Below are 25,093 nucleotides of genomic sequence, written 5' to 3'. Positions count from 1 at the left end.
CTAACCAGCTGATGCGGCTCGATTTTTTATCGCAGCAAAAAAGGGCAAAAAGTCCTGTTACAAACCAGAAAAAGGGGATGTGTGTTGGGTAGTTGTGATGATGTTCTTTGTGTTGGGCTATTCCATACAGCCAAATAAGATCGATATCTGGAAAAATAGAACCCAGTAAGCCCAGATAAAAATTACGTTTTGTTTTCCAGGAATCTGGGAGGGCATTAAAGGCTACAAGGCTTGAGGGAAGATGTCCGATAAACATAAAAAATGAGGAGGGGGTTTTTAGCCCCCTCCCTGTCTTAGTTTTTTCCTAATTCGTACCAGTTGATATTGCGGGTAATGGTCATGATGACGGCCAGCAGGGCAAAAATGCCTACCGAACCCATTAAAAGGGCATAACTTTCGGCCATGATGAGCACGTATAAGAATCCATAAAGCCCCACTAAAAAGGTGCCTAAACTAAGCACTGCTTTTTTCACTTTGATAACAAAGTAACTGTATCCTGTAATTAATCCTGTGATGGCCGTTGCAGCTGTGAGATAGGCCAGGTTAAAGCTGATGTGTTCGGAAAGAGCGAGTAACAATAGATAAAACACGCACAAACCTAAGCCTACCTGAATGTATTGGAGTGCATGGATGCGCAGTCCAAAAATAACCTCACATAAAAAGTAGAGTGTGAAGGTAAGAAAGATAAACAAAAAGCCGTATTTGAGGCAGCGCTCGGAGGTGGTGTATAAATCAACCGGTTCTATTAGATTGACGCCCAATTTGGGAGAAAAAGTTTCTCCCTTAAAGAGGACATTGTCCAGTTTGTCGTCATCCATGGTGGATAGTGCCTGAATAATTTGCCAATTGGCTGTAAAGCCGGTTTGGGTAATCTTGTAATCGGAAGCATAGTCTCCAAAAAAACTAGGGGAAGACCAATTTGAGTCTAAATTTATACTCATGCGTTTAGAAAGCGGTACAAAAGCCAGATTACCCGAAGAGCGAATGTTAAAATTGGTGCTAAATGTTGTATTTTTTGCTTTCAGAAGTTCCAGTGTTGCCAAGCTTAATTTGCCGTAGATTGCTTCTTTGTTCATTTTTTTAAAATACGAGGCGGTCAAGTCAGATACGGGAGGTTCAGCCTGATTTAGCTCTGTAGTATTTTGATCAATGGTGAGGCTTACTGTATTGGTGAAGCCTTTGAGAGATGTGGCTTTGATGAAAATAAAGCTATCGTCCCACAGGATATTTTCGGGGGCTATTTTTTTCTTGGTAAAATCAAGGGGCAGATAACTGCCGTCAAAGTGAATGCTACTTTCATTGACCACAATTTTGTGAAGCCCTCTTTTTCTTTTTTGAGCGTTCATGGATGCCTTGATGTTGATATTTTCTGGCCAGAAATAAAGAAAATCGATGACATCTTTTTGGGCTGTAGTTTTTATATAGCGAGATTGGACACTGTTATAGGTTTCTTGTGTAACCCATTCTACAGTTTTATAGGGGACTACAATAAAAGGCCCTGCAAGCATTTGTGGCCCACCCCAGAGGTTTTCAATGCTTTGCTCGGCTTCTGTATGGTTCTTTTTACGATCAAGATTTAATATAAAAAGAAAGGCAATGGGAATGAGTAATAAAACGCTTAATAATGAAATGGCAAAAAGTTTAGCTCCTGCCGAAAATGCTTTTTTTGGTTTTGTGTCGTTCATAAAATTCTTTCTAAAAAGTTAAATAAGGGACTATCCCTTCAAGAACCAAAGTAGACAGACGCTATGAATGGATGATGAAAAAACTATGAAAAGTTGATGAATTACGAAGAAGGCCCTTAATGTATTAAAATAGACCTTCTCGTACTGAGCTGCGCTCAGTGAGTATGAAAAAGAAGGCTTACTAAAGCCCCAGAAGGGGTATTGCTTACACTTAGGCTACCCCCATGCATCTCCATGATTTGCTTGGTAAAATTTAGTCCAAGCCCGGTGCTTTTTTGGCCGGTTTGGGGGCGGGGGAGCGAAAAGAATCGGTCAAAAACTTTGGGGAGGGCATAGGCAGGGAAGCCTGGGCCACTATCGTGTACGCTTAGCTTTGTATCTGCATTTTCGCGATTAAGCTTAATAACAATGCTTCCATTTTGGGGTGTAAAATCAAAAGCATTATCCAGTACATTTTTAAAAGCTTGTTCAATAAGTAACGAATCTCCCTTAATAAAAAATCCTAATCCGTCATTTAAGATGGATTCCCGCCTACGCGGGAATGACACAGTGATATTTTTAGCCGTGTATATAACTTCAAGTTCGTTGAGTACTTTCTCGATAAGAGATTCCAAATTAATTTTTTCTGACTCAATGATTTTACGATTTTCCAACTCAGCGAGTTTTAGCATCTGGTCAATCAGGCTTTTCATCCGTGCTGTGTTTTGTTGAATATGGCCTAAAAATTTTTGTTTGTCAGTTTCATCAGGATGATCTCCCAAAATTTCAGCGGCAGCCATAATGGCCGTTAAAGGAGTTCTAAGTTCGTGTGTTAAATTTTGGATGTAATTTTCAATGTACTGTTTCCCTTCCAGTGTTTGTTTCATTTCGTAAAATGTTTTTCCCAGCTCGCCCATTTCGTTTTTGCCTAGAGCGGGTAACGCCGGGTTATGTCCATCGCGTACCTGCGCTGCATAACGAGTGAGTGCTTTTACGGGTGCGGTAATCCACAGCGACATCAGAATAGCCAGTAACAAAATAGCCGAGCCAGCCAGTGTAAAGGAGAGCAGCATTTGAGGTTTTACCGATTCAATAAACCAGTTTACCACATTGGTAGGTTTGGCGAGCGTGAGTGTGCCTACTAAATTCCCATCTTTAATAACCGGTGCGCTCACATGCATCACCGAGTTTTGTCCCGAAAATTTTTCTTCGTGGCTGGCACGGGCCCCGTATTGGCCTTTTAAGGTGCGGGCAATGTTTTGCCAATTGCTGTAATGAGCGCCTGTATCAAGACCAGTCGAATCGTATAATACAATCCCCTGACTATCGGTAATGTATACCCGGGTTTCAATTTTGGTTTTTAAAAAATGATAAATTTTGGCGTTAAGCGAGCGGGTATAGGTATCTTTTAGAAGCTTATCAATAATAGTAGGGTTAAACGAATTGCTTTCAAACGAGGGGGCGAGCATGGCGGCCATTAAATAAGCTTCGTCCACTAACGTTTCTTCTACGGCCTCCAAATAGCGAGGTCTTAATTCATCAACAGTCCATTTAAACACACTGCCAAAGCCCACAAAAATAACTAAGGTTAAAACAAGGATGAGTTTGGTGCGTAAACTCAAAACTCCTCCTTAAGCGAATAACCTAAACCGCGGTGGGTTTCTATGGGGTCGGTTTCAGGATCAACGCTTTTTATTTTGGCACGTATATTTTTGATGTGGGCATCAATGGCACGATCGGTAGTGACGTGATCATTGCCAAAAGCCAGCGTCAGCAGTTCATCACGTGAATAAACGCGGCCAGGACGTGCTATTAAATGCTTTAATAAGTCGTATTCATACTTGGATAATTCCAAATCCTTTTCGTAAATTGTGATGCGCTTTTTAGCGTCATCAATTTTAAATTTCTTTGTTTTATCAGGTGCCAATACTAAATTACTTTGTCGTCTAAGTACCGCTTTAGCCCGTGCCACCAGTTCGCGCGGGCTAAAGGGTTTTACTACATAATCATCGGCCCCTAGTTCTAGCCCCAGTATTTTGTCAATTTCATCGCTGCGCGCGGTAAGAAAAATGATGGGTGTGTTGCTCGTTTTACGAACTTCCCGGCATAGGTCTAAGCCCAACATATCGGGCAGGCCAATATCCATAATGATGAGGGCCGGGTTTAAAGCAGTAATTTGGGCCAAAGCCTCACTGGCTAAGCTTACCCAAGTGACAGCATAGCCTTCTTTGCCAAAGGTATAAATAACCGAATCGGCGATGGATTTTTCATCTTCAACCAATAAAAGTGCTGTTGGCATTCCCTTAGTTAAAGCTAAATAACTGAAATTAACAAGAATTTTTCGGGCCTCCTCTATTGACAAAGACTTACCCCCATAATAGGGTGCAACCCCCATGAATTTACAGGCCTTAAATGTTGAAAAAATAGCCCAAAACGGGATCGATCAAGAAACCGCTTTGGCTATTTTAAACTGTTCCGAAGACGATTACTTTCAGTACGTCATGCCGGTGGCGCGTGCCCTCCGCGAAAAATTTTATTCCAATAAAATCAGCTTTTGTTCCATTACCAACGCCAAAAGCGGGGCGTGCGTGGAAGACTGCAAATTTTGTGCGCAATCGGCCAGCTACAAAGGGACTGCTGCCCCCGTTTACGGCTTAAAATCTGTCGATCAAATGGTGGCCGATGCCATGGAAGCCGATGCTAATGGCGCTACCGAGTTTTCGATTGTGACCAGTGGCCGTGGTTTAACCAAAGAACGCGAAGTGAATATGTTGGTGGATGCGATTACTCAAATCCGCAGCAAAACCGATATGGAAACCTGCGCGTCACTGGGGCTCATGAACCATGACGATCTTAAAAAATTAAAAGATGCCGGCATGATTAACTATCATCACAATATCGAAACCAGCCGCTCGTATTTTCCCAATATTGTTTCTACCCATACTTTTGATGATGAAGTGGGGACGCTGAAAGAAGCTAAAAAGCTGGGTTTTCAAATTTGCAGTGGTGGTATTTTAGGCATGGGCGAAAGTTTGGATCAACGCGTGGAATTTGCGTTTAACTTAAAAGATATCGAGCCGGATAGCATCCCCCTTAATTTTTTAAACCCCCGCCCGGGCACGCCGCTTGCCGATAAACACGATTTAACGCCGCTTGATTGTTTAAAAAGTATTTCGATGATGCGGCTTGTAATGCCCAAAACCGAACTGTTTGTTTGTGGTGGCCGCGAGGTAAATTTGCAGGATAAGCAGCATCTTATGTTTGATGCCGGTGCCAGTGGTACCATGTTGGGCAATTATTTAACTACTAAAGGCCGTGATTCATCCGACGATGTGAAAATGATTGAAGGCCTGGGGCTTGAAGTTGTGGCCCCGCACCGCAAACCCGAAGTGATAGCTGTTTGAGATGTGCGTAGGTGCGTAGGTGCGGAAGTGCTGAGGTTTAAGAATTCTTAACCTACGCACTTACGCACCTCAGTACTTACGCACCATTTTTATGAGCGAAACAAAAAACGAATCCTCTGATATTTGGAAAAAACAACTCGATGGTAAAATGCCCACCGACTGGGCTAAAGATATTGACGGTTTTGAAACCGAACTCCATTTAAAAAAGCAGGGTAAAATTGAAGAAAAAGTTTTTGCCGAATCGCGTCTGCGGTATGGTGCTTATGGTCAACGTTACGATAACGGGCTTCGCCATGATGGAAAAAGTCAGCAAAAAATTCCTTTTCCTTGCGGCACCATGACCAAAGGCCCCAACACCGTGTGGGATGCCCCCGGTATGGAACGTATTAAATTGCCCTATGGTGGTATGACGCCCGAACAAATGGATGTGTTAGCCGATTTGGCCGAAGAATATTCGGACGCTATCTGTCACGTTACAACCCGTCAGGATATTCAATTGCACTACGTGCATATCGAAGATACCCCGTCTCTTTTTCGCCGTTTGGCTGCTGTTGGTATTACTACCAAAGAAGCTTGTGGAAACTCGGTGCGTAACGTTACCGCGTGCCCGTTAGCCGGCGTGTGTCACGATCAAAGTTTTGATGTAACCCCTTATGCCGATGCCTTGTTCCGCTACTTTTTAGGACACCCCGATATTCAGGATTTTGGTAGAAAGTTTAAAATTGCCTTTTCGGGTTGTTCCGATCACCCCTGCGGGCTTACATCCATGCACGATATGGGGGCTGTGGCTAAAACCAAAGTGGTGAATGGCAAAACTATACGCGGGTTTGAATATTACGTGGGTGGTGGTTTGGGTGCTGTGCCTCAGCTGGCTAAACTGTTTGATGAGTTTGTGCCCGAAGAAGAACTGATGCCTTTAACACAGGCGCTGTTCCGTATTTTTGCCCGTTATGGCGAAAAGAAAAACCGCAACCGTGCTCGTGTAAAATTTTTGGTGCGCGATTGGGGTATCGATAAATTCCGTGAAGAAGTGTTAAAAGAACGCGCTTTATTAAAACCCGATCCTCGCTGGAATGAGTTTTTAAAAACCTTAAATCACCTTGATGAAAAGCCTGCCAAAGAAGCCGGCGTGCGTCCTGCAGCTGATGCATCAACTCCTTTTGGACAATGGGTAAAAAGCAATGTGTATGCCCAGGCTCAAAAGGGCTACAACGTGGTGACAGTTTATTTGCCTCTGGGCGATTTAACCAGCAACCAGATGCGCGATTTGGCATCCATCGTTCGCAAATATACAACAGGTACAGCACGTACAACAGTTGAACAAAATATTGTGCTGCGTTGGATACCCGATGGTGATTTGCAAAATCTTTATAACGATCTTAAAAAAATCGATTTGGCCGAACCGCATGCTGCCACCATCGTCGATATCACCGCTTGTCCTGGCACCGATACCTGTAAGCTGGGAACATCGGCATCGCGCGGGTTAGCGGGCGAATTGATGACGCGTTTAGCCGAGCAACAAATTATTCATAACGAAGCGATTCGTAATTTACGTATTAAAGTATCGGGTTGTTTTAACTCGTGCAGCCAGCATCATATTGCCGATATGGGTTTTTACGGTGTGGGCCGTAAAGCGGGTAATCATGTGGTGCCGCATTTTCAGTTGGTGTTGGGTGGGCAAATGCAAAAAAATGGTGGGGCCAATGGTTTGGCCATTACCACTATTCCGTCTAAAGCCATTCCTGCAACGGTGACCCGTTTGGCGAATATGTATCTGGAAGGCCGGAGCGGTGATGAAAGTTTTAAATCATTTATCGAACGCACGGGAAAAATAGCCGTTAAAAATGCGCTTATCGATCTGGCGCAAATTCCCTCATACGAAGAAAACAAAGATTACTATGTCGATTGGGGTAACGTACGTGAATTTACCACCAGCGATATTGGTGTGGGCGAGTGTGCCGGTGAAGTGGTATCGCTTACCGATATGGGTTTAAAAGTGGCCGATCGTGAAATGTTTGAATCGCAGGTAGTTTATGAAAAAGGTGATTTGAATAAAGCGGTAGTAGCCGCTTATGGAGCCATGCTGCGGGCCGCTCAGGCTTTGGTAAAAAGCAAAAATATTGATATTTCGGAAAATCCTGAAGAGATCATCAACGAATTTAACAAATATTTTTGCGAAACCGGTATTTTTTACGACCCGTTTATGGGTAATCAATTTGCCAAATACTTGTTTAAGGCTCAGGAAGAGGGGGTTGATAATATCAGTGCCGACCGTGCGCATCAGCGCATGGAAGAAGCTCAATTGTTTATCGATGCCGCTCATGGTTGTAACATCAGAATGGGCATGCAGCAGCAGGCTGCGCAATAAAGGTAAAAAGAAATGACTATTCAAAAGATCAATTGGAAATTTTTTTTTAGAAACCCCGGCGATGCACAGCCGGATGAGTTTTTTAAAGTTTTAAACACCTGGATTCCCAATAGCCCCGAGGTTTTTGTGGATGTGGCCGATTATAAGCATGTTCACGACGGCCCGTTAACTCTCCTTTATGGACACTATTGCGATTTCTTGTTGGATGACACCGATCGCAAACGCGGTTTTGCTTATGCGTATAAGCGCGTGATGAGCGGAAATGAAGAAGAAATTATAACAACTACTCTCAAGGCTTTCTTAAAAGGTTGTATCCGTTTAGAAGCTTCTGAATTTAAACGTCCTGTAACGTTGTGTACCGACAAATTAGAATTTATCATCAACGACCGTGCCTTGGCTCCTAATAATGCTGCCACGTTTGACGCAGTTTCTCCTCGTTTATCTAAAGTGCTGGCTAAAGTGTATGGAGACGGCGGGTTTACGCTCAAACATCTGGATGATCCTCAAAAACGCTTTGGAATTTTGATTGAAGCGAAATCCAAGGTTAGCCTTGAAGAAATGGTGACGCATTTAGGTTAGTGTTATTTGAATGGTCTTTTTGAGCGTCTCTCTGTTTTACTGGCAATCATAATTACCACCAAACTCTGTAACGTAATCGGGAGTTCCTCCATCCCAATCAATAGGAATGGGGGAGCTTGAATAGGCATAGTTACCATCTATCGAGGTAATATCATCCGCCAGTTCTCCAAAACTGTTATCTCCCCAACATTTCACCGATTTACCATTAAGAATGCTGCATCTATAATTTAATCCTGTGACATTATTAATTCCAACCACATCAACAGGCGAGGACCGTGTTACGTTAGTCCCGTCGCCTAAAATACCATTGCTATTGCATCCCCAACATTTAATTTTGCCATCTTCCATTAAGGCACACGAATGATCCCTCCCCAAATCGATAGATTTTACATGGGTAAGTCCAAGGACACTAACAGGTACCGATCGATTAATAAGTGTACCGTCTCCCAATTGGCCCGAAGTATTTCTGCCCCAGCATTTGAGGGTTCCATCCGCCAGGCGCGCACAGGTATGTTGCTTTCCATTAACATATTGCAATGGATCGCCCTCAACAACAAAAGCAAGCATATCGGTAAAAGCATGTTGCCCACCTACTTTAATCCCAACAGCATTATTAATACCCACAACGCTTACTGGTGTGGTGCGGGTTATGGTGGTGCCGTCTCCCAACTGACCGGTATTATTGTTTCCCCAGCATTTAATTGTGCCATCACTTATTCTGGCGCATGCATGATTTTGGCCAAGGCTCATGCCAACAGCATTGATAACGTCAGGTATAGTTTGAGGTGTTTCCCATACAAAAACATTGGCTGTTGATGTGGCAGCTGCCAGAAACATACTGCCCCAACATTGGATGGTGCCATGAGCCAGTAAGGCACATGCATACGAGCCCCAACCCCCTTGTGTTTGAATGTCCACAGCATCGTTAATGCCTTCTACCAGCGCCGGTGTGATCATTCTAAAATCATCGGTAGGGATGCCACATTGTCCAGCGTCACATCGGCCCCAGCATTTTACGGTGCCGTCACTCATTCTGGCGCAGTTATAATCGTCTGAAACGGATATTTGTACGGCATTGTCAATGTTACTTACAATGTTTGGATTTCCATAGTGTGAAGCCAAATTATCACCGCGTGTTCCCCATGCACTAGAACCCCAGCACTTAATTTGTCCGTTGTTTAAAAGAGCGCAAGCATGAGAGTCGCCAATGCCAACGTCTATGGCATTGTCAATATCCGGTATGGCATTGGGAGTCGGTGATCGAGAATCACTAGTGAATAAACTTACCTTCCTCCCACTGTTGTTCCCCCAACATTTTATGCGGCCTGGATATGGGCCTGCAGAATAAATGGAGCAAACGGAATTAGCATCACCACCAAATTCTACTTTTTTTATTTTTACACAGGCATCACCGTATTGGGCATCAATAGTACTTAATTGTTGCTGATTTGAAACGTCTACGCAGTTATCGCAAGCATTGCCTAAGGTGTCGGAATCTGTGTTTAGTTGATCCCGATTTGTTATATTGGGACAATTATCGTTTGTATCTAAAGCACCGTCATTGTCGTCATCAGTGTCACAGACATTGCCCATGCCATCGGCATCTATATCCATCTGATCTTGATTGCTGATAAGGGGGCAATTATCTCTTGTATCTAACAAGCCATCGCCATCATCATCGGTGTCGCAAATGTTACCTTTGTGATCGTTATTGGTATCCAGCTGGTTTTTATTGGGTGCTAAGGGGCAGTTATCGCTTGTGTCTAAAATTCCATCCGCATCATCGTCGGTATCACAGGCATTACCCTGGCCATCATGATCTTGATCTTCTTGTGCGGGGTTGTATACAAAAGGGCAATTATCCACATTATCCAAATTACCATCCCCATCTCGGTCATTTGGGCCCAAAAGCCTGGAATGGGCACTGGAAGAGAAAAAGAAAATAAAGCATATACAAAATAAGATGAGGTACTTTTTCATTATACATTTTCGACCCTAATGGAAATTATAGCCAACTTCTGAAATGTATAGCAAATGGTAATATATTAATAATGAAGGCGGTGAGGGCTATAAAAAGGTTGATAAAAAATCCTAAAGAAAATAGGGTGTTAGTTCTGAAACAAGATGATCGCTGTTGGGCTTTATGCTCTTCGGAGGAAAGTCCGGACAACACAGGGCAACACGCCGGCTAACGGCCGGGACGTGCAAGCGTACGGAAAGTGCCACAGAGACTATGTACAGGCTGCCGCTTAGGCGGACGGTGCTGTAGTGAAAAGGGTAAACCCCGTGTGTTGCAAGGTCAAATAGGCTTTCCAGGTTAACACCACCGGCGGCCCGTCGGGCTGAGGGGAAACCCTCTGGGGAAGCGGGTAGACTGCTTGAGCCTTGTAGTAATACAAGGCCCAGATAAATGATCATCGCTCTTGAAAAAGGGTTACAAAATCCGGCTTATATGTTTCAGATATAACCCCTGTGAGGTGAAAGTCTCACAGGGGTTTCCATTTCTTTATGTCTTTAAAATTTTTCTTCAACCGACATGGCAATATTGTACGCATTTTAAGCGCGTTAGGTGTTTTTTTGTTTGCTTACAATTTGTATCACTTAAAAAACGAATGGGCGGCTCGCGGTCACCTGACTGTTATTTCGTATTTGGTGATGCTGGTGCTAGCAATTGGGATTTATTTTTGTAATTATTTTCCTTGGTATTCTAAATCTGACCGTGGCTGGGGTATTGAAGAGCATTTTGAAAAAACAATTGTGCCCACTGGATACATTCTTGTCCTCACAAACCTTGCTTATTGTGTTTGGTTGAACCCGTGGCCTCTCCTATGGGCTGTCATTTTTATGTTTGCTCTTATCCTGTCCGTCAATTTCATCCTCATTTATTTTCATTTCAAAGATAAATCATCCGATCCGCCGTCTTTATTTGTTCGCAATTTTCATTTGAAGGAAAAAAAATAAAAAAAATCAAAAGCTAAGTAGACAAGGCTTTGAAATTTTGGTACTTTTCCTGCATTACGTTACCATATACTACATTATGCAGGGGGTGGAGATGAGTTTAGAAAAATTAGGTTTGCTGTTTCTGCTCAACTACTTCAATCAATTGGGCACCGTAAAAAATCATCTTCTCTTAGCACTCCGCGAAGTTCTTTTAGCCATGAATGCCTCGGTAGAAATTGTAGCACAAACCGCTAACCCGCGTATTAAGGGCACTGGCTTGGATGTGTTTCAACCGTTAGTAAAGCAGGCTCAGGGTGTGATTAATTACACCATCGATAAAATTACCCCTCCCGATTCTCAATTAGAAGAAGGTAAAGCTCCTTCGGAAACTCATCTTAAAGAACATATTGTTGATTCTATTATTTCGGCTATTGATGACGAAATTGAAAATACCAGTGAACTTACCAATCAAAAGAGTCGCCTTAAGGTAGAGGCCTTACAAACAGTAAAAGAAGTGTTGTTAAGCCAGCTTAAACAGGCTCAAGCTAAAGCCCGTACTACTACAGTTACCAAAGCCCGCACTCACGTGGCTTAATCTCTTCTTCTAATTAAAATCTTACTTTTGCATGGAGGTAACCCCCTCCTGAGCCTCCCCCTTACTCTAAGGGGGAGGGACATATGCATAATTTTGTAAGCAAGTCCTCCTCCCTTAATGTAAGGGAGGAGACAGTGGTGGGTTATATTGTCTAAAAACTAGAAAATACCTCTTGCTTTAATGCGTCATCTGTATTTTCATACCAAATGCGCGCTAATTATGACGCAGGTTTGACGCAGTAGAATGCGTCAGATTTTGAAACTCTAAAGAGGAGCTTGTATATGGGACGTGACGGGAAAGTAGTTATTAAAAGATATCAAAACCGCAAATTGTACGATACGCAAAATTCAACCTACGTTACCTTGGAAGATATTGCCAAGATGATTAAATCGGGTGAAGACGTGCAGATTGTTGATAACCGCAATAAAGAAGATTTAACCGCCGTAACACTCGCACAAATCTTATTTGAAGAAGAAAAGAAAAAGAAAAGTTTACTCCCTCTCTCGGCCCTTCGCCGTATTATTCAGGACGGTGGTGAAAATATTAAAAACTTTTTTGAACAAAAAATTGATGCCGGTATGGATCAGCTCGCTAAAGCTAAAAACGAAGCTGAAAAAGTGATCGACTTTATTAAAGACGAACTTAAGCCTGGGGATGATGGAAACCTTATTCAGGGTGTGCTTCATAAAACCCAGGATATCTCCAAAAAGATCGACGAAAAAATTAAGTCTACTGTTGAATCGGTAACGCATGTTTCCTCGCTGCAAAACGAGATACGCAATCTGCGCAAAAAGATTGCACTGCTGGAAGAAAAGCTTACCAAGCAAAAATAGCGTAAATTACACTTCAAATAGCGGATAATCTTGATATAGGATGAGTTTAGTGATGAGCGCATCCTTACATAATCTTCTCTCAAAACGTCTTATCCTCATCTCGGGTAAGGGCGGTGTTGGTAAAACAACCATTGCCTTAGCTCTTTCTCTGTTGGCTGCCAAACAAGGTAAAAATACACTTTTAGTCGAAATGAATTCCACCGAACGGGTAGCTCCCTATTTTGGGCTAAGTTCCATTGGTCATGGCGAAGTCGCGCTAGCGCCCCATTTAACGGGTATCAATCTTAATCCTCATCAATGTTTTGAAGAATATGTGCTGATGACGGTTAAGTTTAGGGGCATTTTTGATCTCTTTATTAACAATAAATATGTGACGCACTTTTTAAACGCCGTACCCGGTTTTAACGAACTGCTCATGACGGGTAAAATTTACGATTTAGAGCGGCAGAAGTTAAAAAAGATATCAGCCAAACAACATTACGATCTCATTATTGTGGATGGTTTAGCTACCGGCCATGGCGTATCGGCCTTTGAAGTGCCCCAGATTGTGCACGATGTGGTGAAGGTAGGGCCAATGCGCTCGCAATCTGAAAATATCCTCAATCTTTTACGCGATGAAGACCGTACAGCCTTTTGTGCTGTGACTTTGCCGGAGGAGATGGCGGTAGTGGAAACGGGTGAGCTTTTAAAAACGGTAAAAGAAAAACTTAAAATTTCGCTGGGGCCTGTATTTTTAAACCGCTTTCATCAAAGCCCTTTTACGCAGTCCGAAGCTAAAAAGATAAATCCTTCAGATAAAAATGACGCAGTAAAACCGTTCTATTTGTATTCGGATCTTGAGATGAAGCGTGCAGCATTAAATGAAGAGCATGGGGAGCAATTAAAGAAGCTGGCGAAGGGTAACGATATTATAGAAGTGCCATTTTTATTTGAGCCTTTAACGCGGTATCAGGATTTGATGGCGCTTGTGGAGATGTGGGGTGAGCATGAATAATATACTCACCAATAACAAACTTATCCTCGTCTGTGGCAGTGGCGGTGTGGGCAAAACCACCTTATCGGCAGCTTTAGCGGTAAAAGCGGCACATTCAGGATTAAAAACAGCCGTTATTACTATTGACCCTGCACGGCGCTTGGCCACAGCCATGGGGCTTAAAGAACTTTCTAGCGAGGCTAAAAAGATCGACCTCGGTAAAAACGTAGAAGGCAGCCTTCATGCCATGATGCTTGATACCAAAAAGACGTTTGATAAATTGGTAGAAACTTACGCCCCTAACGAAGAGTATAAACAGAAAATTTTAAACAATAGAATTTACATCAAGCTCTCCAGTATCATCGCAGGCTCGCAGGAATATATGGCCATGGAGCGGCTTTATGAGATTGTGAATGAGAACAAGTATGATCTCATCATTGTAGATACGCCTCCCACTACCCATGCTATCGACTTTTTAGAAGCGCCAGATAAGATGATTAACGCTATTTCCAACAGCATGATTCATCTGCTGATTAAACCGGCGCAAGCCGTGGGGAAAGGAGTTTTCAAGTTTTTTGCCAAGGGCACCGATTTTGTGCTGAAGGTTTTTGATCGTATTATTGGTTTTGCTTTTTTGCAGGAAATCTCTGAAATGCTGATGTCGTTTCAGGTTTTACTTGATGGATTCAAAAACAGAGCAGGAGAGGTGCGGGAGATTTTGGAGAAAAAGGATTCTACGTTTGTGATTGTTTGTACCACCGATAAGAACTCTCAAGAAGAAGCGCGGGTTTTTAGGGGTAAATTGGATGAATTAAAGCTTAGTTTAAGTGCTGTGCTGGTGAATCGCATCTATCCGCAGTTTAAAATAGCCGATCCCGAAGCCGCTTTGGGGGAATTAGAAGAAGAAGTGGGCAAAACCACGGCCGAGAAGATGAATAAGGTTTTTAACGATTATCTTAAGCTTGCTAAACGCGATAAAACCATCCTTAAAAAGCTGAAAGAAGATATGGGAGAGGGTTTGGAAGTTTCCGCTGTGCCCCTTTTTGAAGGGGATATTCACGATATTGAGGGATTATCGAGGCTTGCAGAGCTTCTTTAACTATTCTATGCGAAGGGTATATGGTGCGTGTGCCCTTATCGCAGATCCCCACTTTGGAAGGCCTTTTGGCTTATGCCGAAACTCACCCTTATTCTCTTTTTTTAGATAGCGCCGACACGCGCTCCGCCCGTTTTTCGTATTTTCTTTTTAATCCCCGTGAGCTTTTTGAAGGAGTGAATCCTTTTGAAGTGATCGAAAAATTTGAAAAAGATTTTCCACGGGAATCGACAGAATACTTCTGTGGGGGCTTGGCCGGATTTATCGGTTTTGAAGCCGCCCGGTATTTGCCTGATTTTGCCCATATTCCTTTTAAAAAGAATGCAAATCCTGACGTTGTGCTTGGTTTTTATCCTTTTGCCTTGGTGATTGATCATGCACAGAACCAAAGTTTTTTGGCTTCCAATTTTTTGACTCAACAAGAATTGGAAGAAGTCAAAAATCAATTCGAAGAGTCCAAAGGAGATTTTAGTTTTGGGCCTTTTAAGGCTCCGGATAAAAAAAGTTACGAAAAGAAAATTGCAACCATTCAGGCGTATTTAAAAGCCGGGGATGTTTACCAGATTAATTATACAGAGCGTTTTGAAACCTCGTTTAAAGGGCAGGCGAGAAGTATTTACCAGGCTATCCGCAAGAGTAATCCTGTGCCCTATGGGGCTTTTTACAATACCGGAAAAGGCCACATTCTTTCGTTTTCTCCGGAATGTTTTATGGAAACTAAAGGGCGGGAGATTGCTACCTATCCTATTAAAGGCACGGTTGGGCGATCTCACGAGAAAAATGAAGATGCTCTTTTGCAGGATAGGCTTAAAACCTCACAAAAAGATAAAGCGGAGCATGTGATGATTGTGGATTTGGAGCGCAACGATCTGGGGCGGATTTGCAAAGCCGGTAGTGTGAACGTATCGCCTCTGTTTGGAATTGAGAGTTTTTCGCATGTTCATCATCTGGTGTCACGCGTGAGCGGTATTTTAAAAGAAGGGATTGGGTTTAAAGAAATTTTGGAAGCGCTTTTCCCTGGCGGATCCATCACCGGTGCCCCTAAAAGACGGGCTGTAGAAATTATTGCCGAACTTGAAGAAAACCCCCGTTTTGTTTACACCGGAGCCCTTGGGTTTTGGGGGACGGGCGGGTTGTCGGTTCTCAACATCCCCATCCGTACCTTGTATGTGGAAGGGGAGATTGTTGCCGGTTATGCGGGAGGTGGAATTGTTGTGGATTCTACAGCCCAAAAAGAATATGAAGAAATGATTCTTAAAATAGAAAGTGTATTATGCATATCTCCATCAACGGAAAAATTGTAGATCCTAAAGATGCCACCATCTCGGTTTTGAACCGCGGTTTTTTATTTGGCGAAGGGCTTTTTGAAACCTTGCGTTCGTATAAAGGAAAAATTCCTTTTTTAGAAAAACATCTTAATCGTATGGAATGGGGTACAACGTTTATCGGGATTCCGTTTCCGCATGCCGCCGGTATTAGAAAATCCGTCGAAGATCTATTAAAGAAATCAGAACTCCAAGATGCCCGTATTAAAATTATTCTCTCGTCTGTGGGTGAAACTTTTACGGCTAGCCTTCCAACGGATGAATTAGAATCCAATCTCGTTATTTTTGTGGATGCTGTAAAACCACTTTCGCCCAGTGAATATAAAGATGGTGTGGAGCTTGTGTTTATTCATTCCGTGTTTAATGATTTACCCCCCGTTTCCAGCATGAAGAGTTTAAGTTGGGTATCTAAAATGGCTGCACGCCGTGAACTGCTTGAGCGCGATGCGTACGACGGCATCATGATGAATGAAAAAGGCCAAGTGTGCGAAACCACTATTGGGAATATTTTTTGGGTGAAGAAGGGTGTTTTGTTTACACCGCCCCAAGCCGTGGGATTATTGGGAGGCATCACGCGTCATGAAGTGATGGATATCGCCAAAAAAGAGGGGATTGAAGTGCGTGAAGGTATCATCACCGAGGCCGAACTTAAAACTGTAGACGAAGTTTTTATGACTAATTCCCTCATCGAGGTGTTGCCTGTTACTAAAATAGATGAAGAACCTATTGCTAGCGGTAAACCGGGAAAAATTACGAAAGAATTGATGGAAGGGTATAAGAAAAGGGTGGAAGCGGAGAGTTAAAAATCCCGCCCCATTACTGTTTTACGTCCGCTCGCTTTAGCTGTTTCAATAGCCTTTAAACATTCCTTTTTTACAATTTCAGTGAGTGCATCCACGGCACAGGCACTTGTATTATAATCACTCACATCTTTAATCAGTTTTTTAACTTTAGAAACAACCACTAAAACGTCCGTTTCAATATTATCGCCCGATACCGGAGTAGATGGCGCATCACGCACAATAATTTTTTTGGGTGTTTCGCTTGTCATAGTTTTTTCCTGTTCTCGCAAAAATTGTTCTTTAGTGGGTGCACGTTCTTCATCGGCCGACGATTCGCGGTGGTTTTCTACACCCAAATGCGCATCCCAACAGGCTACACTACAAAAGGCATAATCGGTTTTGCGGGCATTGCACGTGCTTACCGAGCAGCGTTGGTATTTAGCCCCAAAAGGAATTTCCTTTTTGCAGCTGCTGCATTTGCGCCAGTACGTTTGTTCGAGATTGAGTGTCATTTAAATCGCCTTTGCAATTTCCTCCAAGGCATCCAGATTATCAATGGAGGAGGTGTCGCCCAAATCTGTTCCTAAAAACTTCTTTTTAATGGTGCCGCGTACAATCTTGGCCGATCTTGTTTTAGGAAGTGCCTTGGCAAATTTAATCACGTCTGGCGTGAGTGTTTTTCCAAGTTTGGCTGAAACAGCATTTCTTAATTCGGCACGTAATTTGTCATCCGGAGTAAACCCATCTTTTAAAACTGCAAAGCAAACAATCGATTCCCCTTTTACTTCGTGCGGTACGCCAATGGCGGCGCATTCGGCAACAGAGGGGTGTGTCATCAACGCCGATTCAATTTCGGCGGGGCCGGTGCGGTGGCCCGATACTTTAATTACATCGTCCGCACGGCCGCGTAAGAACCAATAGCCGTCTTCGTCCACAATGGCCCAGTCGCCATGGTTCCAGGTTCTGGGCCATTTACTAAAGTAAGTATCGAGATAGCGTTGCTTGTCATTTAAAAAACCTTTGGTCATGCTGGGTGCCGGTTTCTTGCACACGAGGTAACCCACTTCATTTTTAAGTGAGTTGCCATTCTCATCCCATACGTCCACATCCATGCCCAGCCCGGGGCCACCCAGCGTACAAGGCTTTAGGGGGATGATAGGGAGAGGTGAAAGATGACAACCAATAATCTCTGTCCCTCCCGAAATATTAATAATGGGGCAACGTTTGCCTCCCACGTATTTAAAATACCAATCGTATGATTCCGGATCCCACGCTTCGCCGGTAGATCCTAAAATTCGCAAAGTAGAAAGATTATGCTGCGTGATATTTTCGAGTGGTGTCTTTTTAAGTAAACGAATAGCCGTGGGCGAAATTCCTAAAATCGTCACCTTATGCTTCTCAATAACCTCCCACAAACGATTGGGCTTGGGGTAATCCGGGGCGCCTTCAAAAATCACGAAAGTCGAAGCATTAAAGGTGCAACCAATCATTTCCCAAGGGCCCATCATCCAGCCGATGTCGGTTACCCAAAAGAAGGTGTCGTCTTTTTTACAGTCCATGTAATAAGAAACTTCTTTCGCAATCTGTAAGAGTGCGCCGGCGTGGGTGTGGACCGTGCCTTTGGGTTTACCGGTGGTGCCACTGGTGTAAATGATGAGGCTTGTGTCTTCGGCTTGCAGCACTTCGGTTTTGCAAGGGGAGTTGTCCTTTAACAAATCATCAAACCAGATATCGCGTTTGTTATTCCAGGGGATTTTTTCGTCAAACAGCCGTTTAGCCACAATTACTTTTTCAATACTGGGTGCCCCGGCCACAGCTAGGTCCGCCTGTTCTTTAATCTTGATGCTTTTCCCACGACGCAAACCACCATCGGCTGTAATCAAAATCTTTACTTTGGCATCACTCATGCGAATAGCCAATGGCTCCGGTCCAAAACCCGAAAAAACAGGGACAACAATAGCGCCCAGTTTTAACGTAGCAAAAAAGGCCACCATCATTTCAGAAATCATGGGCATGTAAATGCCGATGGCATCGCCTTTTTTAACACCTAAACTTTTTAATCCGTTGGCAAATGCATTGACCTGTTTATAAAGCTCCGCGTACGTTACTTTTTTTACAGCGCCGCAATCTCCCTCCCAGATAAAGGCTATCTTATTTGCTGTCGCAGGGTCTTTTTGATGACGGTCTAAACAATTATGAACGATATTGATTTCGCCACCTTTAAACCAGCTGGCAAAAGGCAGAAAACCATCTAAAAGCTCGTCGTACTTTTTGTACCATTCCACACCCAAATCATCGCCGGCTCTTTCCCAAAACCATTCGATATCGGTTTTGCAGGTTTCGATTAATTCGTTATACGAGCCAAGATCATTTTTCTTCATAAAGCGCGTGATATTGGCTTTATCAATAATTTCTTGGGTTGGTTTCCAAATATACATAGTGCATGGTGGATGGTGGATAGTGGATAGTAAGAGAAAGAAAAATCCTTCCATTCACTATCAACCATCTACTATCCACTTCTTCAGCTAACTTTTTTACCGTGCATTTTACTTTTAAGATTACGTAAAATTTCTACCGATACTTCCTCGCGGAATTTTTTGAAACGGTCAAGCGGTTCTTCTTTCATGAGAAATTGTGCAAAAATATCTAGCTTAGAGTTCCAATGTTGCGGCGGGAGGGCGTAAATACGGTCTAAAATTTGATATGCTAAATTTGTTTTAACGGCCATAGAATCTAAATTACGCTCCACCCAATCAAGTTTATCTTGAGTGAAGCGAAGCGTGCCTTGTAAATCGAGCAAATAACGATGTTTTAAGTTTTCATTAATATGCAGGCAATCGGCTAAGTGTTTATCTATACGATGATGGATGTGTTCCAATAATTCCAAATAACGTTCTTCCGATTGATTTTGCGGCTTGCCGTCCGGTTTTTGAATTTGTTCTCCTACAGAGGCATCAAAGGTGATGGGTTTTCCTACTTCATATTCTATATCTACTTCGGTTTGTAGTTTTAACGATTGTTTGGCCATCACAGTGGCCGTGCCCCTAATGCCAATAAAAACCAGATGCAATTTTTCATCGCGATTTCTTTTGGCTAATTCAATAAGAGTGTCGCAAGCTAAATAAGCCGTGCCTTTTTTTAGATGGCCATCATCGGCATGCATGGATGATCGTGAAAAGGTTGTGTAGTAGCCTGCATCACGGCGTTTGCCCGACCGGTCCACATTCCCTTCGGGGCGTGTTCCTTGTGGGTAAATTGCAATTTCAATATCCTTTTCGGCTAAAAACTGGGCTGCTTGTTGTAAATTTTTAATACTCTCTTTTTGTTTTTTCCGTTCGATAAATACCATGTCTACCGATTCAATGAGTCTCCCCACGCCAAGTGTATTGTAAACAAAGGGATTATCTACAAATTGATCTTTGGCTGTAATAAAACGGGGTCTAAAGTTACGTCCCGATAAACGCCGTACATGACTTAAACAAAAAAAAGTGAGAACAAAATCGAGTTGGCTTTTGTGATTAAAGATTAAAAGAATTTTACCGGGCAGGTCGGCCAATTGTTCGGCCCCCGTAGTGGTAAGGCTTGCAGAAAAAAGATCAAGAATGCGTTTGCCCCACATAGAAGCCATGCAGTCAAATACATCACGGGCAAAATCGCGGCCTACATGTTTAAGCGCTCTTAAACTGGTGTGAGCCAAAAAGCCAGTGTCTATGATAGTAGGAATAAGGAGGGTGTAGCTTTGTTGAGAGCGATCGTGCTTTTTAAAAGAAACGGAAGCCGGATTCACAAGCTCAATCTCGTTGGAGGAGGGCATGGGTAATTCAAACGGCCCTAGCTGTAAATGAGTCGTTTTAAAAAAAACAGAAGGATGAACATGTGGGTTTGTTCTTAAAAACTCTGCCATTTTAAGGCTTACCCCAATATGGCGGTTTTTAGAGTAGGCATTAAGCATTAAAAAGAAAATGCTGGCTAAAATGCAAAGAGGGCTTAGGGGTTTATGAAAAATGGCATTGTAACATTCAAGCGTAAGCAGAAAAAAAAAGAAAAGGCCAAAAAGAGGATTGCGCAGTGAAATAAGGTAATACTCAAAGCTGCCCAGTGTTTGGTTAGCCTTTAAAAAGATTAAAGAGGGGTTTTTTGAATCTTTTTTACGGATAATAACGTTGGCAATATTCTTAATAACGCGTGCACATTGGATTAAAAATGCAAAAAGAGGGGGAAGGTAAAAAAAGGCGCTTAACGCCAGGAAGACTTTCATAATATTTTTGAAAACGTAGTAAAAAATTTGCTTTGGGTCAACTATACTCTTTTAAATATTCATATTAAAAAGTATAAGTATTGACGCTTGGCTAAAGAACCATTTAGAATGAGCTCCTTCATGCAAAAAATTGTATTTATTTTGTTTTTGGTATTCTTAATAAACGGCACAACAGCTTGTAGTGTTTCGTCGCTTACGTATCAAAAAATTAAAGATAAAGCATTAAGCCTTGTGGGTTTGGGTGAAACAAAGCCCTCTAAAAAAACTACTGGCAAAAAGAAAGAGCCTTCTCCCAATAAAGAAGAGGTAGAACCCAACTTTCCTGAGGTTCCCCAGGAGGTCGGTGATTCGGAGCCTTCCCCAACGGATGATCCTGCACTTTCGATACCCAAGGTACCGGTACCTGATAAGATAGAGGCTAATTCAGAAAATCTGGAAGTCCCTATCAATCCTTCTAATGATGAACCCACTCCCCCCGTTCCAGATGGTGTGCCTACACCTAACCCAGCTAATCCTGCTTTATCGCCATCATTTATGCCTATTGCTCGTTTAGGAGGTACGCCCGATGGTATTTTTGCCCAAAAAGATTTTGTCTATGTTACCTATGGGGCATCCCTTAAGGTATTTGATAAAGATTTAAATTATAAAGCTCAGGCTATATTGGACGCGCCCGCTTTGCAGGTGGTAAGTTTTTCCGGAAAAATACCGCTTATTTTTGTGTTTGAACAAAATAATACCTTTGAGGTTTTTTCGTTTGCAGCTGGTACAACATTAGAGTCAGTAAAAAGTTTTGAAGTGGCTGGACCTGCTAAAATACAAATGGCAGGTACAAATCCCCGTTTAGTTGTGTTTTTTCCCGATCGTATTCAGGTGTTAGATTTGTCTGATCCCGCAACAAACATCCCTGTAGTGTTGGAGTGGCCCGAAAAAGTAGACGATGCCTATTTAGCCGGAGATTTGTTGTATTTGGCTGTTGGCCCCGATCTGAAAATAGTGCGTCTGTCCGATTTGTCGGTAGTGTCAAAATATACGGTAGGTACTTCTTTTAAAATAGCGGGGACTTCATTATCACGTCTTGTTGTTTTGCCGCAAGATCCAAGCCAATTGGCGGTTCAGCTGTTTGCGCTCAATCCTGATGGTACCTTAAATAAAGCCGGGGGTTTGTTGCATATGGCTTCCCCTATTAAAAAAGTAACGTCCCTTACTGATACAGGCTTATATTATGTAGACGATGTTTTGAAAGGGCATGTTTATAATTTTGAAACCAATTCCATGGAAGATGAAGGCTTACCTCTAGGTTTGCTAGCTGTTGACCAAACCGTGCTCTATGCGGCATCTCCTGGCGAATTGGCCGTGTATAAAACAGAGATGCCCGTAACCAATATCTCGCAAGGTTTGGTAAAGCCCAAGGGAAAAAGTTATGTGAAAGGTAAAACTCTTGTTTCTCCTTCTTCTATTGATGCTGTTGTACTTGGGGCCGCTCCTAAATTAAGTTTAATTTCATCTCAATTTTACTTGGCCGATCGTGGATTGGATGGAACTCCATTATATGCCCCATTGTCAACAACGGTATATAAACCGTCCCTTTTGCATCTTACCTCTCATGGCTATGTGTTTTTTGATGAGGCTAGCGGTAAATTGGCTACGCTTAAAATAGATTTATCGGGGCTTCAAACTTTTGAGATGGCCTCTCAAAATATAAAAGGCTTTGATACAATTAAAACGGCTACTTTAGATCGTGTTGTATATGCAGTAGCGAGTAAAGATGGTAAAGGAGAAGAGTCCTTAAATATTGCTCAAATGGTAGGTGGCAAGAGTTTAAAGGTAGAAACCAAAACCAAAATTACTCAGGCCGGAGGATTGCGCTTCTATGCCGGAGGGACCAAAGTTCTGATGGCGGGTGGTGCGGATGGTATTGTGAGCTATGATATTGCCGAAAAACCAAAAGCCATTACAAAAACAAAGGTTATTGTAAGCCGAATCCCGGGTGCTCGTGCGTTGGATGTGACTGTTGATTTTAACGAAAAATGGGCGTTAGTGTACCATGAGTCGGGAAACGGCAATTTTATTTCGGTTATTATGCTGGATTCACTTACCGAAGCATCCATCATTGGCGATCTTACTTTATCGGCTCGTCAATTTGCGGGTTTAAGTTTTACTGATGGTGGTAAAACTGTTATTTTCCCTCACGAAAAGGGTGTTACGTTTTACGATTTATCCAATCCCTCCAAACCTTCAAAAATTACCACCTGGGATACGGGTAACGCCTTGTTTGTGGATGTAACCAATAAAGGTAAAACCGTGTGTGCCGCTTTGGGGCCTCAGGGCTTAGTGTGTGGTAACCGTTAAACAAGAATTCCTGCTTTTTAATCAAGTGGAATAGTTATGCTTTCGGGCGGTACTTGAGGTTGATTGAGTGGTTCGTTTTCTCGAGGCGGAGCTTTGTCGGGGCCCTCGTATTTTTCCATAGCTTGTCTAAAACTTTCGGTATCGGGGTTTTTATCGCGCGGATCATCTATTTCTAAATTGTTTTCAACCGACATTAAAATAGAAAAAGTTTTTTTAATGCTAAACGATTTAAAGGAGAGTGCTTTAAAATTATTGAGACTCGTGTTTATTGGAAAAAATAGCGTGATTTTGGCCGATTTGTTGGGTTTTACAACTTGAGGGTATTCAAAGTTTTTTTGAAGGCCTTCTGGAAGCGAAACCCACAGTTTTTCAGAAGCAAGGCGTAAGTGATTAATGGCCGTTGATTTTTTACCCAAACTATCTTCCAGTTCCCATTTATCTTTTAATGGATCGAGCAAAATATTATTTTGATTATTGTTGGTAACCACCACATTTAAAATTTTATAACCTTTAACAAGATTATCTAAGCGGTCGTCATAGAGGGCATCAATAGCAATGCCCCAGCCTTGTATAATGAGGCCTGCTTCCGATTCAATAACTTTGGGCTCTTTAGTGCGTTTGGACGTTTTTTTTTCGAGCGCGTGTGCAAAAGGGTTTAAAAAAGTGGCAATTAGAAGGGTAAGCAACGCTAAGGGGATTTTTTTCATAAACTTAACTCCTTATAAAGCGAATTTCTATTAAGCAAAAGTGATTTTTCCGTAACGAATCCAAATCTATAATGGTTTTTACAAAAGTGATGATGGGGAAGGCGTGGTAGAGAATTACTGGTTTCCTACTGAAGCTTTTGGACTAGGCCGTAAAAACTTAGTAAATACCCTTGCTTTTTTTTAAACGAGTGTGTATTCAGGACCGCTTTTAAAATTTTAAGCCGTTCTGCCTTGCAGCAAAATAAGAATATCATGCGTGATATCCGCAACTTGGAAGGTGTTACGGAAAGTGTACGTTTAGTACTATTTAAGGAGAATTATGACGGAAGTTTCGATTAAAGAAATGATTGATGCCGGGAGCCACTTTGGCCACCAAACCAAACGTTGGAATCCCAAAATGAAGCCCTACCTTTACGGTGTTCGTTCGGGTATCCATATTATTGATTTGCAACAAACCTTAAGCATGGCCAAAAATGCTTTTAAAACGGTGGAAGATGTTGTGGCCTCCGGTAAAGGCGTTTTGTTTGTGGGCACTAAAGCTCAGGCGCAACCGGTTATTGAAGAACAGGCTAAACGTGCCGGTATGCCCTATATCACCCGCCGCTGGTTGGGTGGACTTCTCACCAACTTCTCCACAATTCGTAAAAGCGTAGACCGTTTAATTGAAATGGAAACCCGTCGCGAAAATAACGATTTTGCCGGTTACACCAAAAAAGAAATCTTAGATATCGACCGCGATATTACCAAAATGTTGGAATCTTTGGGCGGTATTAAAGGCATGAAGGGTTTGCCCGGAGCTATTTTTGTGGTTGATCCGCATATCGAAAAAATAGCCGTTCATGAAGCTAATTTGTTGGGTATCCCTGTCATGGCCATTGCCGACTCTAACTGCGATCCCGATCCCATCGATTACTTAATCCCTGCCAATGACGATGCTTTAAAGTCTATCGAAGTATTTGCTAAGCGCATTGCCGATGCTTGTTTGGCTGGTATTGAAAGACGTCAGGCCGAAATTAAAAAGGATGAAGAAGCCGATGCCGATCGTCCTAAAAAGCGCCCCTCGCGTAAGGCTCAAGCTGTAGAAGGCAAGGGCCGTGCTTATGTGGGTAAATTAAATGAGGTTGTTTCTGAAGACGTGACTGCTTTTGCCAAAGCTACTGTTCAGGCAGCCCCTAAAGAAGCCGCTATCACCACCGATGGTGGAGATGAAGAATAAAAGG

The 25,093-nt window shown here is 42.6% G+C and carries 21 protein-coding genes and 1 other RNA gene; 13 read left to right on the top strand and 9 right to left on the bottom strand.

Annotated features, from left to right (window positions below):
- The 4 genes from K1X76_02325 to creB all read right to left on the bottom strand — a co-directional run.
- Positions 1-256: hypothetical protein (locus tag K1X76_02325; GenBank protein ID MBX7147896.1), on the bottom strand; the 256-nt coding region annotated here is incomplete at its 3' end.
- 37 nt (positions 257-293) lie between these two features.
- Positions 294-1,685, bottom strand: coding sequence for a cell envelope integrity protein CreD (locus tag K1X76_02320; GenBank protein ID MBX7147895.1), 1,392 nt, complete (start codon positions 1,683-1,685; stop codon positions 294-296).
- Positions 1,686-1,840: 155 nt separating this feature from the next.
- Complete coding sequence (gene creC, locus K1X76_02315) at positions 1,841-3,286, bottom strand: two-component system sensor histidine kinase CreC (protein MBX7147894.1); 1,446 nt, start codon at positions 3,284-3,286, stop codon at positions 1,841-1,843.
- Positions 3,283-3,963, bottom strand: coding sequence for a two-component system response regulator CreB (gene creB / locus K1X76_02310; GenBank protein ID MBX7147893.1), 681 nt, complete (start codon positions 3,961-3,963; stop codon positions 3,283-3,285). The genes creC and creB overlap by 4 nt, the downstream gene beginning before the upstream one ends.
- 94 nt (positions 3,964-4,057) lie before the next feature.
- On the opposite strand from creB, the gene bioB reads away from it, so the two are divergent.
- The 3 genes from bioB to K1X76_02295 all read left to right on the top strand — a co-directional run bounded on the left by bioB (position 4,058) and on the right by K1X76_02295 (position 8,015).
- Positions 4,058-5,068: a biotin synthase BioB gene (gene bioB / locus K1X76_02305; protein MBX7147892.1), complete on the top strand. Its 1,011-nt coding sequence runs from the start codon at positions 4,058-4,060 to the stop codon at positions 5,066-5,068.
- Between the two features lie 91 nt (positions 5,069-5,159).
- Entirely contained in the window at positions 5,160-7,436 is a 2,277-nt protein-coding gene (locus K1X76_02300) for a nitrite/sulfite reductase (protein ID MBX7147891.1), read from the top strand.
- A gap of 12 nt (positions 7,437-7,448) precedes the next feature.
- The gene (locus tag K1X76_02295; protein MBX7147890.1) at positions 7,449-8,015 is read left to right on the top strand and encodes a hypothetical protein; all 567 of its coding nucleotides are present in this window, start codon (positions 7,449-7,451) and stop codon (positions 8,013-8,015) included.
- Between the two features lie 36 nt (positions 8,016-8,051).
- Here K1X76_02295 and K1X76_02290 read toward each other — a convergent pair whose 3' ends face one another.
- Positions 8,052-9,890: a thrombospondin type 3 repeat-containing protein gene (locus tag K1X76_02290; GenBank protein MBX7147889.1), complete on the bottom strand. Its 1,839-nt coding sequence runs from the start codon at positions 9,888-9,890 to the stop codon at positions 8,052-8,054.
- 237 nt (positions 9,891-10,127) lie between these two features.
- Between K1X76_02290 and rnpB the strand changes: the two genes are divergently transcribed.
- The 8 genes from rnpB (at position 10,128) to K1X76_02250 (ending at position 16,580) form a co-directional block, all read left to right on the top strand.
- An RNA gene (gene rnpB / locus K1X76_02285) (RNase P RNA component class A) lies at positions 10,128-10,482 on the top strand.
- A gap of 41 nt (positions 10,483-10,523) precedes the next feature.
- Positions 10,524-10,976: a hypothetical protein gene (locus K1X76_02280; protein ID MBX7147888.1), complete on the top strand. Its 453-nt coding sequence runs from the start codon at positions 10,524-10,526 to the stop codon at positions 10,974-10,976.
- A 91-nt stretch (positions 10,977-11,067) separates the two neighbouring features.
- On the top strand, positions 11,068-11,550 hold the full coding sequence (locus K1X76_02275) for a hypothetical protein (GenBank protein MBX7147887.1): 483 nt from the start codon (positions 11,068-11,070) through the stop codon (positions 11,548-11,550).
- Between the two features lie 281 nt (positions 11,551-11,831).
- Complete coding sequence (locus K1X76_02270) at positions 11,832-12,383, top strand: hypothetical protein (protein MBX7147886.1); 552 nt, start codon at positions 11,832-11,834, stop codon at positions 12,381-12,383.
- 52 nt (positions 12,384-12,435) lie between these two features.
- Entirely contained in the window at positions 12,436-13,377 is a 942-nt protein-coding gene (locus K1X76_02265; protein ID MBX7147885.1) for an AAA family ATPase, read from the top strand.
- On the top strand, positions 13,370-14,455 hold the full coding sequence (locus K1X76_02260; GenBank protein MBX7147884.1) for an ArsA family ATPase: 1,086 nt from the start codon (positions 13,370-13,372) through the stop codon (positions 14,453-14,455). Before K1X76_02265 ends, K1X76_02260 begins: the two co-directional genes overlap by 8 nt.
- A 20-nt stretch (positions 14,456-14,475) precedes the next feature.
- The gene (locus K1X76_02255; GenBank protein MBX7147883.1) at positions 14,476-15,756 is read left to right on the top strand and encodes an anthranilate synthase component I family protein; all 1,281 of its coding nucleotides are present in this window, start codon (positions 14,476-14,478) and stop codon (positions 15,754-15,756) included.
- Entirely contained in the window at positions 15,726-16,580 is an 855-nt protein-coding gene (locus K1X76_02250; GenBank protein ID MBX7147882.1) for an aminotransferase class IV, read from the top strand. The genes K1X76_02255 and K1X76_02250 overlap by 31 nt, the downstream gene beginning before the upstream one ends.
- Here the strand turns inward: K1X76_02250 and K1X76_02245 are convergent.
- The 3 genes from K1X76_02245 to K1X76_02235 all read right to left on the bottom strand — a co-directional run bounded on the left by K1X76_02245 (position 16,577) and on the right by K1X76_02235 (position 20,817).
- Complete coding sequence (locus K1X76_02245; GenBank protein ID MBX7147881.1) at positions 16,577-16,759, bottom strand: hypothetical protein; 183 nt, start codon at positions 16,757-16,759, stop codon at positions 16,577-16,579. The genes K1X76_02250 and K1X76_02245 overlap by 4 nt on opposite strands.
- 312 nt (positions 16,760-17,071) lie before the next feature.
- On the bottom strand, positions 17,072-18,997 hold the full coding sequence (locus tag K1X76_02240; protein MBX7147880.1) for an AMP-binding protein: 1,926 nt from the start codon (positions 18,995-18,997) through the stop codon (positions 17,072-17,074).
- Between the two features lie 83 nt (positions 18,998-19,080).
- A complete protein-coding gene (locus K1X76_02235; GenBank protein MBX7147879.1) occupies positions 19,081-20,817 on the bottom strand; it encodes a 1-acyl-sn-glycerol-3-phosphate acyltransferase in 1,737 nt (578 codons plus the stop codon).
- Positions 20,818-20,937: 120 nt separating this feature from the next.
- On the opposite strand from K1X76_02235, the gene K1X76_02230 reads away from it, so the two are divergent.
- The gene (locus K1X76_02230; protein ID MBX7147878.1) at positions 20,938-23,166 is read left to right on the top strand and encodes a hypothetical protein; all 2,229 of its coding nucleotides are present in this window, start codon (positions 20,938-20,940) and stop codon (positions 23,164-23,166) included.
- Positions 23,167-23,183: 17 nt separating this feature from the next.
- Here the strand turns inward: K1X76_02230 and K1X76_02225 are convergent, their stop codons facing one another.
- The gene (locus tag K1X76_02225) at positions 23,184-23,873 is read right to left on the bottom strand and encodes a hypothetical protein (GenBank protein MBX7147877.1); all 690 of its coding nucleotides are present in this window, start codon (positions 23,871-23,873) and stop codon (positions 23,184-23,186) included.
- A gap of 319 nt (positions 23,874-24,192) precedes the next feature.
- Between K1X76_02225 and rpsB the strand changes: the two genes are divergently transcribed.
- Entirely contained in the window at positions 24,193-25,089 is an 897-nt protein-coding gene (rpsB, locus tag K1X76_02220; protein MBX7147876.1) for a 30S ribosomal protein S2, read from the top strand.
- Positions 25,090-25,093: the final 4 nt, after the last annotated feature.

The organism is bacterium, from assembly GCA_019695305.1.
Lineage (GTDB): Bacteria > UBA10199 > UBA10199 > UBA10199 > JAIBAG01 > JAIBAG01.
Note: the sequence above shows the minus strand (reverse complement) of the source record. Positions and strands in the feature narration are given on the sequence as shown.